Origin of the sequence: Streptomyces sp. NPDC048637, from assembly GCF_040650675.1 — a bacterium.
Taxonomy (GTDB): domain Bacteria; phylum Actinomycetota; class Actinomycetes; order Streptomycetales; family Streptomycetaceae; genus Streptomyces.
This window is the reverse complement of record NZ_JBEZHQ010000033.1, coordinates 80936-95100: the sequence shown is the minus strand read 5'-3', so window position 1 is coordinate 95100 and position 14165 is coordinate 80936. Positions and strand designations below refer to the sequence as shown.

Sequence of the window (14165 nt, the reverse complement as noted above, 5' to 3'; positions counted from 1 at the left end):
CCTGAGCAATCAGCACCAACGCAGCCTTCGGCCGCCCCATCCGAGCCATGAACAGACTCTACTCATGAAACGAATTCCTGACTCAGAACACTAGGCCCGTGCAGGAGAATGTCATGCCGGGCATCCAGCCGCCCCCTGAGGGTGACGTGATTCACCAGCCCTTACCCGGCTGCCATGTGACGCCCAAGTACTACACCTGGTTCCAGGAGACTCTCGGTCACACGGGGGCGGCCGGACTCATGGCCTTCACCGGTTCCGGCAAGGCGACCGCTCGATACCTGACCGACCGACAGGGCTACAAGCGATTCGACGGCTTCGAGCACGCCGCCAGCGGCAGCGTCCAGGACATCAGCCACGAACTTCTCGGAGACACCTACGCCGGAACCGACCACGTCTTCCGGCTGAACGGCCCCCGCGTCGAGGCGTTCTCAGGCGTGGAAGCGAGGCTCTTCAACCTCGTCTCCCAAGGACGGGTCGAGGAATACCGCGCCAGCGTGCACGCGACCCGCCACACCCGCCCCCGGCTCGCCTGGGACAAGAAGTGGGGCGGACCCGTCTCCGTGCATGCCGACGGATCCGTATTCGCCATCCGGTTGCTGCCTGGCCAGCGCCGAGCGCGCAGCTAGCTAGCCTCCTGTCCCACAACCGCCGGACGTTTGGGCACGTGACCTGCCTCCGAGCACAAACATGCAGGTCACTGGCCCACTCTTGACGAGGTGAGCGACAGCTCCACGCAGCAGAGCTGCGCTCATGCCCTGCCGCGCCGGCGGCTACCTCCATGGCTCGCTGCTACGGCCGTCAGGCACCCGGATCCCTCGAAGCACGCATCGACGGCATGGCCCACCAACTCCGGGGCGAGAACATCCGCTTCACCATCTGCCGGCTCGACTCCGGTGAGCCCGTACCCGCCGGAGTTGCCACCCTCGTGGGCGGCTGGAAGGGTCGCGACGGTGGCGCTGCCGGCGGAACCACGGCGAGCTGGTGGAGCGGGACGACATCTACGCCTACCTGTTCAGCCTCCAGGCCGCCGGATACCTCCACAACGAGAAGGCCCGGGACAGGGAGGGACAGTGATGTTCTCCGTGCGCGCTGTTCCCGTCATGCCCGCCCGCATCGCCGACCTCACCGTTCTCCTCTTCGGCCGGTTCGCCGTCGGACGGCCGGTCGGCTGGAGGCCGCGCCCCTCGGCTTGTCGCAGCCCGCGAGGGCGGGCCCGCCCGCAAAGCCAACGGGGCGCCCAGGCGGTTTGTGCCTGGGCGCCCTGTCAGGGGAGGTGACGGCGTCGGGGGCCGTCTGCCGGGGGCCTTCGGGGCCCCGTTGTGGTTCAGCGGCGGGGCTGTCCGGTGGTCTGCAGCTGCTTGTCCTCGGGCGTTCCCTTTGCCGTGAGGTGCGGGTTGCGCGACTTGAGGATGGCCCAGCCGATCGCCAGGCACACGGCCCAGCCGGCGCCCACGTACAGCGATACGCGGCTGTCCGGGTCGATGGCGATCAGTACGGTCACCAGGGACAGGAACGCCACCGCGATCCAGCTGCACACCGTGCCGCCCGGTGCCGGGAAGGACGAGGCGGGCAGGCGGCCGGCGACGACCGCGCGGCGGTAGAGGATGTGGCTGATGAGGATCATCAGCCAGGTCCAGATGCCGGCCGCGGTGGCCACCGACGTGACATAGCCGAACGCCTTCTCCGGGACGACGTAGTTGAGGATCACGCCGATGCCCATGAGGGCGGCGGAGAGGGTGATGCCGAGGGCCGGGGTCTTGGTGGAGCTCAGCTTGCCGAGGACCTTCGGGGCCTCGGAGTTGGCGGCGAGGTCGCGGAGCATGCGCCCGGTGGAGTACATACCCGAGTTGCAGGACGACAGCGCCGCGGTCAGGACGACGAAGTTGATGATCGCCGCACCGGCCGGGATGCCGATCTTCGCGAAGGCAGCCACGAACGGGCTGACGCCCGGCTGGAACTCCGTCCACTTGACGACCATCAGGATCACGCTGAGCGCACCGACGTAGAAGACGATGATGCGCCACGGCAGCGTGTTGATGGCCTTGGGCAGGGTCTTCTCCGGGTCCTCGGACTCGCCCGCGGTGACACCGACCAGCTCGACGGCGAGGTAGGCGAACATGACGCCCTGGAGGGTCATGAGGCTGGAGCCGATGCCGTTGGGGAAGATCCCGTCGTGGGCCCAGATGTTGGAGACCGCGGCGGCGTCTCCCGCCTGGCTGAAGCCGAAGGTGACGACGCCGAGACCGATCACGATCATGCCGACGAGCGCGGTGACCTTGACCATCGAGAACCAGAACTCGATCTCACCGAAGATCTTCACCGAGATCAGGTTGGCCACGAACAGCACGACCAGGAAGACCAGCGCGGTGACCCACTGAGGGATTTGCGGGAACCAGAAGTGCACGTAGATCGCGGCGGCCGTCAGCTCGGCCATGCCGGTGACGACCCACATCAGCCAGTACGTCCAGCCCGTCACGAACCCGAAGAACGGACCGAGGAACTCACGGGCGTACTCCGAGAACGAACCCGACACGGGGCGATACAGAAGCAGCTCACCGAGCGCTCGCATGATGAAGAAGACGATCACGCCGGCGAGGGCGTACATGAGGATGAGGCTGGGCCCGGCCTTCGCGATGTTCGCGCCCGCGCCCAGGAAGAGGCCGACGCCGATGGCGCCGCCGATGGCGATCATCTGGACTTGACGGCTGCCGAGACCCCGCTCGTAGCCCTCTTCCGGTGCGGCGCCCGAGGCGCCGTTGTCGTCGCCGGGGTTCGTGCCGACCTGCGTTGAGGTCATGTGTGGTGCGCCCTTCCGCTCCATGCCGACCCGCGCCTCACTTGGCGACGGATCGGGTTTCGATCCCCCCGGATGCTGATGGAGTTGCATGCCGGCGATCGGCCGGCTCAAGCGCCCCCTACGCGGACATGGGTGATGTCCGTCAGGTGGTCGAGAAGATGTACCACGGGCGAAAATCAGCCAGCGTGGCGCAGCTCACGGGATGGATCAGTCAAAAACGCCCATGACCGGACAAGACGTCGGTTCCCGTAATCGAATCGTTATCTCGCCTGAGCAACCGATCGAGGGGGTAATCACGCATTGTCGATGCCTCATTCCGGTAAGTACATGACCTTTGTCCGATATTGCCGAGGCGGGGGGCCCGTCGCCGCGATGACGAGGAGGCGCAGCACGAGGAACGAGCGGGGTCGGCGGGCGTCGGCCGGGGAGCGCAGGGCGCGTCCCTGGTGGCGAGATCTAGCCCCCTTCCGGTCCATGGCGCCGAGTGACCCGGCACCCCCGTGATCACCCCGGCAGGCCCATGAAAGGCGAACAAACCAGGCGTAGGCTGGCAGAACGCCTTATTGCACCGTGAGTGAGCGACGGAGGCGGTGCATGACCGACCCACACGGCTTCCTCAAGGTCCCCCGCCGGCCCGTTCCGGCGCGCGCAGTCGAGGAGCGGCTGAGCGACTGGCACGAGGTCTACGCAGGCCAGGCGCTGCTGCCGCTGGTGGCCGAGCAGGCGGGGCGGTGCATGGACTGCGGCATACCGTTCTGCCACAGCGGCTGCCCGCTGGGGAATCTCATCCCCGAGTGGAATGCGTACGCGACGCGGGGCAACTGGCGGGCCGCGGCCGAGCGGCTGCATGCGACGAACAACTTCCCCGAGTTCACCGGACGGCTGTGCCCGGCGCCCTGCGAGGACGCCTGTGTGCTGGCCATCAATGCCGATCCGGTGACGATCAAGAACGTCGAGCAGGCCATCGCCGACCAGATCTGGGAGCAGGGGTACGCGTCCCCGCACCCGCCGGAACGGCTCAGCGGGAAGAGCGTCGCGGTCATCGGATCCGGGCCCGCGGGGCTGGCGGCGGCCCAGCAGCTGACCCGTATCGGGCACACCGTCGCCGTCTACGAGCGCGCCGACCGCATCGGCGGACTGCTGCGCTACGGCATCCCCGCGTTCAAGTTGGAGAAGCAGCACCTGGACCGCCGCATCGCACAGATGCGGGCGGAGGGCACCAAGTTCCGCACGGGGGTGGACGTCGGCGGCGAGGCCGAGGTCACCGAACTCCGCAGGCGTCACGACGCGATGGTGGTGGCCGTCGGTGCCACGGAGCGGCGGGAGCTGCCCGTCACCGGGCGTGAACTGCGCGGCATCCATCAGGCCATGGAATATCTGACGCTCGCCAACCGGGTCGGCGAGGGCGACTACGCCTCGCCGCCCGTCACCGCCGAGGGCAAGCATGTGGTGATCGTCGGCGGCGGGGACACCGGCTCGGACTGTCTGGGCACCGCCCTGCGCCAGGGCGCGGCCTCCGTGGTGCAGCTGGACATCAATCCGGAGCCGGGCGATGCCCGGCCGGACACCGAGCCCTGGCCCATCTACCCGAAGGTCTACCGGATCTCCCACGCCCATGAAGAGGCCCGGGGCCGGGCGGGCACCGATCCGAGATTCTTCTCCTCCGCCACCCTCCGATTCGAGGGGGACGCGGCCGGCCAGGTGCGTGCGCTGCATCTGACGGAAGTGGAACCGTCGGCCAGGAGGCCGCGGCCGGACACCGAGCGGGTGATCCCGGCGGAGCTGGTGCTGCTCGCCCTCGGTTTCTCCGGTCCGGAACGGGGCACCGGGCTGATGACACAGCTCGGGCTCACGCTGGACGCCCGGGGGAATTTCGCCCGGGACACCGGCTTCGCGGCCGTGCGGGGCGAGCGGACGAACGGGGCCGGGCCGGACGCCGGCGCAGCGGACGGGGTGTTCGTTGCGGGCGACGCGGGGCGGGGGCAGTCCCTGGTGGTGTGGGCCATCGCGGAAGGCCGGGCCGCCGCGGCGGCCACGGACCGCTATCTCACCGGCTCCACCGCGCTCCCGGCCCCCATCGCCCCGACGGACCGGCCGCTGGTGGCGTGACCCCGCGGGGTACGAACCCCCGGCGCGGACGGCTCACCCGGGTGCGTGGGCCGCGCTCGGGTGGTGGTGGTTGTGCGCGGTGGGGAGTGGTGGGCGCCGGAGCGGACGGCAGGAGCGCGGTGGGCAGGCGGGTGCGAGGGGAGGGCTTCTGGAGCCCCCTCATGCACCTTTGCTACTGGGCGCAACGCCCAGGCGACGACTTGACTTTGGTCATGGCGATTCAGACCCGCTTGTTGGGTATTGACTGTCCTGTCCCGTTCTCTCTGGATATGCCAACGTGAATCGTTGGCGGCATGTGCTTGGAGGCGCACCATGGCCGCCCGACCACTCGTCGCGCGTCAGTCCAACCAGCGGCTGCGGTCGCTCATCCAGGAAGCCTCATTTTCCAACTCCGCCCTGGCCCGGCAGGTGAACGTCCTGGGAGAGGCGCAGGGCCTGGATCTTCGGTACGACAAGACCTCCGTGAGCCGGTGGCTGAGTGGTCAGCGGCCACGCGGCCGGGTGCCGGCCATCATCGCCGAGGCGCTGAGCGGCAAACTCGGCCGCACGGTCTCGACGGAAGAGATCGGCATGGCCAACGGCAACAGCGTGACCTGCGGGGTCGGACTCCACTTCGCGGCCACGGTGGAGGACGCGCTGGAACAGGTCCGTGAACTATGGCATATGGACGCCGAGTCCAGGGGGCTTTTGTCGCGTTCCGCCATGACCGCCTCGGCGTTGGTCGAGCCCAGCAGGGACTGGCTGATCAGTTCCCCGGACCCGCAGGTGGCACACAGCCGGCGGCTGGGGCCGCGGGTGGGGGCGACCGATGTGGAGCTGGTCCGGGCGACCACACAGGCATTGGCCGAACTCGACCACCGGGTCGGCAGCGGCTATGTACGACCGGTCGTCGTCTCCTGTCTCAGCAGCGTGCTGTCCGGCCTGATGGACGGGAGTTACGGCGAAGCCACCGGACGGCAACTGTTCGCCGCGGCCGCCCGGTTGACGGAGCTGGCCGGGTACACGGCCCTGGACGTCGGGCAGCCGGGCCTGGCGCAGCGCTACTACATCCAGGCGCTGCGACTCGCGCAGGCCGCTGACGACCGGTGCTACGGCGGTTATGTGCTGGCGGCCGGACTGAGTCATCTCGCCGTCGGCGCCGGCTGCTCCCGGGAGGCGGTCCAGCTCGCCCGCGCCGCGCAGGAAGGTACCCGGGGGCGGGCTCCGCTAGCCGCGCAGGCCATGTTCTATGCGACCGAGGCGCGCGGTTACGCCATGCTCGGGGACGCGCGGATGTGCAAAATACTGGCGGACAAGGCCACCGAAGCGATGGCGCATGCCGTTCCGGGGGACGGCCCCGAGTGGATCACCCAGTTCGACCGCGCCTACCTGGCCGACGAGTTGGCCCACTGCTACCGGGATCTGAAGCAGCCGCGGCCGGCCGCCCGGCGGGCCGAGGAGGCCCTCGCCCGGCATCCGCGGACCCGGGTACGGCGCCGGGCCATCGATCTGCTGTTGCTGGCCACCGTCTTAGTGCAGGCCGGTGACGTCGAGGAGGGGTGCCAGGCCGCCGTGCAGGCGGTGGCGCTGCTCGGCAGGCTGAAGTCGGCGCTCGGTGAACGGTACTTGCAGAGCTTCAGGGACGAGCTGCGGCCCTTCGGCGACACGACGCCGGTGCGCGAATTCGACGCCCTGGTGCAGGAGAGCGGTGTGCGGGTGCCCCAGTGACGCCCGTCCGGCGCCGGGGCGGGCCGGCGGGCGGGGCGGCCGGTCGTGGGGGCACCGACGGCCAGCGGGCCCGTACCGTCCCGCGGGGAGGGGGTGCGGAGCCGGAGCCTGTCTGACCGTCGGCGGTCGGGAGCCACCCCGCAAGGGGTGCAGCGGCAGAGGTGTACCGGTCGCCGGTGGCGATCCGGCCCGCCGCTTGTGGTGTTCCGTCGTGCGAGGCCGGCGCCCTGCTGCCGGGACCGGCCCCGTGGGTGCGTTAAGGCGCCACGCCGTGCCGTACGCCGGCTGCCAGCGGCACCGCGGCCCACACGGTGCAGCCGCTGTCCGCCTCGATCCTGCGGCCCCAGCGGGAGGAGGACCTGGCGACCAGTTCCAGGCCGCGGCCGTGCTCCTGCCACTGGTCCGGGCGGCGCATCCGGGGCACCGACGGCGTTCCCCCGCGGTCGTGCACCTCGATATGGAGCAGGTTCTCGGATCTCCCTATCCGGCAGGTGATGCGGGTGCCGGCGGAATGCTGGACGGCGTTGGTGAACAGTTCCGACAGGACCAGCAGCACCAGATAGCGCGTGTCCTCGTCGTGTATGCGTTGTCCGTCGAGCCAGGAGCGCGCCAGGCTCCGGCAGACCGGTACGGCGCGTTTCAGCGCCGGCAGTCGCAGCACCATTCGCTGCGCGGAACCCCAGCAGTCGGCAGGGACCAGGGAGTTTCTTTCCTGGGGCCAGCCGGCGATATGCCGGGCGGTCACGATGACTTCGGCCGAATGCATTGTGGTGGGTAACATGACTACCCCTTTCGTACATGCCTCATGGACTCCGATGCCGCTTTCGCCTCATGAAGCACTGCCAGCGCCATCGCTCGATCTGTCCTGGCGGCCTTCGGAGTTCGCCGCGCCTCCGGTGTGCACCGGACCGCTTCCGCCCTCTTTCCCGTATTAATTCAAGCAGCGCGAGAGCCTGCCCGGGAAGGCGTACAGTGCAGCAATGGGAGCGACCGGGGATATCGCCGACGCGAAATACTATCACCATAAGAAAACGGTTGCGCATTATCGGCAATGCAATTGATGAAAATACATGTCGCGGGTGCCGGAAATTAATGCGCCAAGAATGTGGAAGAAATGCTACCGCTTCGGCGGTGCCGTGAACAGACGGACGCCCGGCGGGCCTGAGCGGCCCGCCGGGCGTGGTGTTCCCCGAAGACGGACGGGGCTACGGTGCCGTCAATTCCAGGCCCAGCTGCTCGGCGATACCGGCGGCGAGGGCGGCGAGCGTCGGATGCTCCCATACGAAGTTCCTCGGGAGGCTGAGGCCGAAGGAGCGGTCGATGCGGGCCCGCAGCTCCATGGCCAGCAGGGAGTCGAACCCCAGGGATTTCAGCGGGGTCTGCGGGTCGAGCGAGCTCTTGCCCATCCGCAGGACGTCACGGACATGGCCCGCCAGATGCTCCTCCAGCGCCGCCCTCCGGGCCAGCCCGGGCGGCAGGGCGGTGAGCCGGGCCCGCATGTCCTCGGTGGTGTCGTCCGGTGCCGGGGCCTGCTCCGCCGGTGCATCGCCGGACATCTGGCTGAAGAAGGGGAGATGCCGGCCCGCGGGCGGCAGCCAGGTGTCCGGCGGGCCGGGAAGCACCCCGGTCTGCACCCGCCGGTGCGCCAGCAGCGTCTGCAGCGCCGCCAGACCCTGGTCCGTGGGAATGGTGCGGTAGCCACGGCTGCTGAAGTCGGTGGCAACCCCGATCTCGCCCCACGGGCCCCAGTTGACGGCCAGTGTCGGCATGCCCTGTGCGGAGCGCCAGGCCGCGAACCCGTCGAGCCAGGAGTTCGCCGCGGCATAGGAGCCCTGGCCGGGATTGCCCAGCAGCGAGGCCATCGAGGAGAACGCCGCGAACCAGTCCAGCGGGTGTCCCTCCGTGGCCCGGTGGAGCTGCCAGGCGCCGGCGACCTTCGGCATCCAGACCCGCTCCAGCTGGTCGTCGGCGACGTTGGCGATCACGGCGTCGTCCAGCACCATGGCGCAGTGCACCACGCCGTGCAGCCGGAATCCGTCGGCCACCGCCGTGGACACCAGCCGCTCGGCGACGCCCGGTTCGGCGATGTCGCCGAGGACCACCGACACCTTGGTGGTCTTGCCGATCACCGTGGCGAGCGTCTGCGCGGCTTCGGGGGACGGGGCGGAGCGGCCGTTGAGCACGAGATGGCCGGCGCCGTGGCCCGCGAGCCATTTCGCCGTGGCCAGCCCCAGGCCGCGCAGGCCGCCGGTGACGATATAGGCGCCGCCCTCCTGTACGGGCAGCTCCATGTCGGGCAGCACCGCGGGGGCCTCCCCGCTGTCGGGCACGGTCAGCACCAGCTTGCCGACATGGTCGGCGGCCGCCATGGTGCGGAAGGCCGTGGTGGCCTCCGACAGCGGATACTCCGTGCAGTGCAGGGGCTTGAGCCGGCCCTCCTCGAACGCGCCGAGGACCTCCTGCCACACCGTGGCGAAGGTGTCGGGGCGGTTGCGCCGCAGCTCGATCAGGTCGACGGTGCTCAGGGTGATGTTGTGCCGGAGCGGCAGCATGCCCAGGGGGGCGTCCGCCAGGATGTCGCGGACCCCCAGCTCCACGAAACGGCCGAACGGGCGCAGGGTCTCCAGGCCCGTCCGGATGGCCGCCCCGGACAGCGAGTTGAGGACCACGTCCACGCCTTCGCCATGGGTCGCCTCGCGGGTGCGTTCGCCGAATTCCAGCGTGCGGGAGTCCATGACATGGCTGATGCCCATGCCCCGCAGATAGCGGCGCTTGTCCGCACTGCCGGCCGTGGCCAGCACCTCGGCGCCCAGCAACCGGGCCACCGCGATGGCCGCCATACCGGTGCCGCCGGTGGCGGAGTGGATCAGCACCCGCTCCCCGGCGGTGAGCCGGGCGACCGAGTGCAACGCGTACCAGGCGGTCAGGAAGGCGATCGGCAGCCCGGCCGCGACGACCGGTTCGATGCCGAACGGGACGGGGGCCACCGCGTCGGCGGGCACCGTCAGGAACGACCCGAACGCGCCGCCCCGCAGATCGACCGCGATCACCTCGTCGCCGACCTGCGGGCGTGCCACCCCGTCGCCGACCGCGCTCACCACACCCGCGCATTCGAAGCCGATGCGGTAGCGGACGTCCGTCTCACCGGGGAGCAGGCCCATGGCCGTGAGCACATCGCGGAAATTCAGGCCGGCGGCGGTGACCCGGACCTCGACCTCGCCGGGCCGGGGCGCGCGCCGTTCGGTGACGGCGTACTCCAGGCTCGACAGATCGCCCAGGTGGCCGGCGCGCAGCCGGAACCCGTCCACCCCGTAGCGCACGGTGCACGTGGTGGCCGCCTCGTCCTGCCCGCCGCTCGGCGCGGCATGCTCCAGGCGGGCGACGTACCGGCCGTCGGCACGCAGGGCGACCTCGTCGTCGTCCGCGTCCGCCAGCAGTTCCAGGGACACCTCCTCGGGATCGGCGTCGTGCGGGTCGGCGTCCACCAGCACCGGCCGGAGCTCGGGGTGTTCCAGGGCGCCGACCCGCAGCAGTCCGCGCAGTGCGGTCTGGCCGAGGTCGACCTCGTCGCCCGGCACCACGGCGCGGGCCCCGCGCGTGACGACGTACAGCCGCGGGGTGTCCGTGGTGGCGGTGATCGCCTGGAGGGCGCCGAGCAGTCTGCGGGTGCGCCGCAGGGACTGCTCGGTGGGCTCCCCGCCGTCCGCGGGGCCGCACACCAGCACCACACCGCGCGGGGTTTCGAGGGTGGCGGCCAGGCGCCCGGTGAGGGCGTCCCGGAAGGTGTCGAGGGAGGCGCCGTCGAGCGGCCGGTCCCAGACGACCGTGCGGGCGCAGCGGGTGCGCAGCGCGGCGGCCAGCGCCTGGGCCGAGCCGTCCGCTTCGCCCACGATGACCCAGCTGCCCGGTGCGTGACCGCCGTCCGGGGCCGCACGCGGGGTGGCGCGCCAGCCGATCTCCAGCAGCCAGTCGTCGACCGCCGGGGCGCCGCGGGCGGCCGCGCGCCGTGCGAAGCGCAGACCGTTGACGACGAGCACCACGGCGCCGCCGTCGTCCAGGAGGCGCACATTCGCCACGATGGCTTCCGGCGTGATCTCGCTGACGTGTGCGTGGCAGTACACCGCGCTCGCGGGATCACCGATGATGCGCAGCGCCTGCATGCCCACCGGCAGCACCAGCGCCTGGTCCTCCTCGTTGATCAGCGGCGCCACGGCGAGCTGGGCGCAGACATCGAGGAGTACGGGGTGGACCGGCAGCCCGGGGGGCGGACTGCTCGCCTGGCGCGGTACCGCGACCCTGGCCCAGAAACTGTCGTTGTGGCGGCCGGCGTTCAGCTGGAGGACACCGGTGAAGGCCGGGCCGTGTTCCAGGCCGCGCCGGCGCAGACCGGCGTAGAGATCGGCCGGATCGACGGACAGCGGGTGGCGCAGGCTCATCTCGTCGACGGATCTGGGCCGGAGCTCGGGCCGCACGCTCAGCCGGTGCAGCACCGCGTCCGCCTGCGGCTCCCAGTCGCCGTGCTCGTTGCGGGCGAGGATCTGGCACTGGGCCCGGTCCGGTGCGGTCAGCGTGACGACGGTGGAGATCTCGGTGTCCGGTTCCAGCCGCAGCAGCTGCTTGAAGTGGACGTCGGTGACCTCCACTTCGTGCGGTGCCGCGCCGAAGACCTCGCAGGCCACCGAGAGGGCCAGGCCGCAGTGGGCCGCTCCGGGGAAGACCGGGTTGCCGTGCACCCGGTGGTCGGCGAGCCAGGGCAGTGCGTCGGTACCTGCGTCGGCACGCCAGCAGTGCCGCACGGGCTCACCGGGGAATTCGGTGTGGTGGCCGGGCAGCTGGGCCCGGGGGGCCTCGGCGACGGCCGCGGGCTGCGGGGCGTCGGCCCAGTGGTGGCGGCGGTCGAAGGTGACGGTGGGCACGTCCACCAGGGCGCCCTCGGCGTAGAGGTGCCGCCAGTTCACCGGCACCCCGGCGCAGTGCAGTGCGGCGAGCTGGGTCCGCAGGGTGGACTGGTCGTCCTCGTCGCGGCGCAGTGTGGGCAGGACGACGGGGTCCGCGACGAGACCGGCCAGGCTGCTGTCGACGGAGTGGGTGACCACGGGGTGCGGCGAGATCTCGACGTAGACCACGTGCCGGTCGGCCGCCGCGGCGGCCACCGCCTCGGCGAACCGCACCGGGCGGCGCAGGTTGTCGCACCAGTAGTCGGCGTCGAAGGCCGGTGTTTCCCCGGGGTCGACGACCGTCGAGTAGAACGGCACCTTGGGCTGCCGCGGCGTGAGACCGGCCAGCGCCGAGCGCAGCGCCGGCAGCACCGGGTCCACCAGCGGGCAGTGGGAGGCGACGTCCACCGCGATCGGGAACACGGGGATCTTCCGGGCCTCCCAGGCGGCGGCCAGCCGGCTCACCTCCGTGGTCCGCCCGGCCACGACGGTGGAGTCGGGCGCCGAGAGGACGGCGATGGACACGGTGTCGGCCGCGCTGCCGGCGAGTTCCTCGCGCACCGTGGCGGCGTCCAGCCCGACGCTGAGCATGCTGCCGCTGCCGGCGATGTCGCTCAGCAGTCCGGAGCGCCGGCAGATCACCCGGACCCCGTCGGCCAGGGACAGCGCCCCGGCCACCACCGCCGCCGCGACCTCGCCCATGGAGTGGCCGATCACCGCGGCGGGTTCGACGCCGTACGAGCGCCAGGTGGCGGCGAGGGCGACCTGCAGGGCGAACAGCACCGGCTGCACCGTGCCGCACCCCTGGACGGGTCTGCCCTGCCGCACCACATCGAGCACGGACACCTCGCTCTGCGCCCTGATGAGCTCGTCGAGCTCGGTCAGTGCGTCGAGGAAGGCCGGTTCGGTCTTCAGCAGACCGCGTCCCATGCCGGGCCACTGGGAGCCCTGGCCGGAGAACACCCACACCGGCTGCCGCTCGACCGCCGCGCCCACGGCGCCGGTCACCACCGCCGGGTGCCGCTCCCCGGACGCGAACGCCCGCAGCGAACCGATGAGTTCGCGGCGCGCGGAGGTCACCACGCCCATCCGTCCGCGGCCCGCGCAGCGTCTCAGGGCCAGGGTGTGCGCGATGTCGCGGAGCGGGACGTTGGCGCCGTCGCCCTCCATCCAGTCCGCGAGCCGGGTGGCCGCGGTCGGCAGGACGTCCGGGGAACCGGCCGACACCAGGAAGACATCGGAGGTCGTCCGGGTCGGCCGGCCGGTTTCCTGGCTCCGCGCGGGCCGCGGTTCCGGGGCCTGTTCGAGCACGACATGGGCGTTGGTCCCCGAGAAGCCGAAGGAGGACACGGCGGCCAGCCGGGTGGCCGTGCGCAGCGGCCATGCGGTCAGTTCGGTGGGGACGAAGAAACGGGTGCCCCCGGGGGTGATGGCCGGGTTCCAGCGCCGGAAGTGCAGATTCGCCGGGATGGTGCCGCGCTGCAGACACAGCACGCTCTTGATGAGCCCGGTGACTCCGGCGGCCGGCTCCAGATGCCCCACGTTGGTCTTCACCGACGTCAGGGCGCACCGGCCCGGCCCGTAGCCGTAGACCTCGGCGAGGCTGGCGAACTCGATCGGGTCCCCCACGGGGGTGCCGGTGCCGTGAGTTTCCACCATGCCCACGTCCCGTGGGTCGACGCCGGCCTGTCCGAGGGCGTCCAGATACAGGGCCCGCTGGGCGGTCACCGACGGTGCCGCCAGGCCTTCGGACGAGCCGTCCTGGTTCGTGGCCGAGCCGCGCAGCACCGCCAGCACCCGGTCGCCGTCCCGTACCGCGTCGGAGAGCCGCTTGAGCACCACGACGCCACAGCCCTCGCCGCGCACGAACCCGTCGGCGTCGGCGTCGAAGGTCCGGCAGCGTCCGCCGGCCGACAGCATGCCCATGCGGGCGAAGGAGCGGGTGATGCGCGGCTGGAAGCTGAGGGTGACGCCGCCGGCGAGCGCGACATCGCACTCACCGGCGCCCAGGGACCGGCGTGCCATGTGCACGGCCACCAGGGAGGAGGAGCAGGCGGTGTCCAGCGCCACACACGGCCCCTGCAGACCGAGCAGGTAGGAGATCCGGCCGGCCGCCACACAGTGCCCGTTGGTCAGGATCGATCCCTCCAACTCCTGTGGCTGACCGGCCAGTTGATCCATGTAGTCGCTGTAGCTGATCCCGGCGAAGACGCCCGTCTGGGTGCCGTTCATCCGGTCCGGCGGGAGGCCGGCGTGCTCCAGGGCCTCCCAGGTGACTTCCAGCAGCAGGCGGTGCTGGGGGTCCAGGACGTCCGCCTCCCCGCCCGCGACGCCGAAGAAGGCGGCATCGAAACCGGTCACGTCGCGCAGATAGCCGCCCTGACGGGGCGTCGGTGCCCGGCTCCCCGGACCGGGGGAGCCCTCGGGAACCAGGCGCCGGCGCTCCGCGGGCAGCTCGCCGACGGCGTCACGCCCGTCGACCAGCAGCCGCCACAGGGCCGCTGGCGAATCGGTGTCGCCGGGGAGCCGGCAGCCCATGCCGATCACGGCGATGGGCTCTGTCTCCTGGGTGGGTCGTGACTCGGCAGGCGAGCCGTGCATGTCGTTGCTCATCG

At 71.1% G+C, this 14165-nt stretch carries 6 protein-coding genes; 3 read left to right on the top strand and 3 right to left on the bottom strand.

The features are described from left to right. Positions 1-98 precede the first annotated feature (98 nt). Positions 99-626: a hypothetical protein gene (locus AB0C46_RS31125; RefSeq protein ID WP_362831913.1), complete on the top strand. Its 528-nt coding sequence runs from the start codon at positions 99-101 to the stop codon at positions 624-626. 698 nt (positions 627-1324) lie between these two features. Here the strand turns inward: AB0C46_RS31125 and AB0C46_RS31120 are convergent. After that, positions 1325-2797, bottom strand: coding sequence for an amino acid permease (locus tag AB0C46_RS31120; protein ID WP_362831912.1), 1473 nt, complete (start codon positions 2795-2797; stop codon positions 1325-1327). Positions 2798-3391: 594 nt separating this feature from the next. Here AB0C46_RS31120 and AB0C46_RS31115 point away from each other — a divergent pair. Together AB0C46_RS31115 and AB0C46_RS31110 are read left to right on the top strand one after the other, a co-directional pair. Next, complete coding sequence (locus AB0C46_RS31115) at positions 3392-4906, top strand: glutamate synthase subunit beta (protein WP_362831910.1); 1515 nt, start codon at positions 3392-3394, stop codon at positions 4904-4906. 312 nt (positions 4907-5218) lie between these two features. Next, a complete protein-coding gene (locus tag AB0C46_RS31110) occupies positions 5219-6613 on the top strand; it encodes a transcriptional regulator (protein WP_362831909.1) in 1395 nt (464 codons plus the stop codon). A 256-nt stretch (positions 6614-6869) separates the two neighbouring features. Here the strand turns inward: AB0C46_RS31110 and AB0C46_RS31105 are convergent, their stop codons facing one another. Together AB0C46_RS31105 and AB0C46_RS31100 are read right to left on the bottom strand one after the other, a co-directional pair. Further along, positions 6870-7394, bottom strand: a complete 525-nt coding sequence (locus AB0C46_RS31105) for an ATP-binding protein (protein WP_362831908.1) — start codon at positions 7392-7394, stop codon at positions 6870-6872. Positions 7395-7818: 424 nt separating this feature from the next. After that, positions 7819-14163, bottom strand: a complete 6345-nt coding sequence (locus AB0C46_RS31100) for a type I polyketide synthase (RefSeq protein WP_362831907.1) — start codon at positions 14161-14163, stop codon at positions 7819-7821. Between the last annotated feature and the right edge of the window lie 2 nt (positions 14164-14165).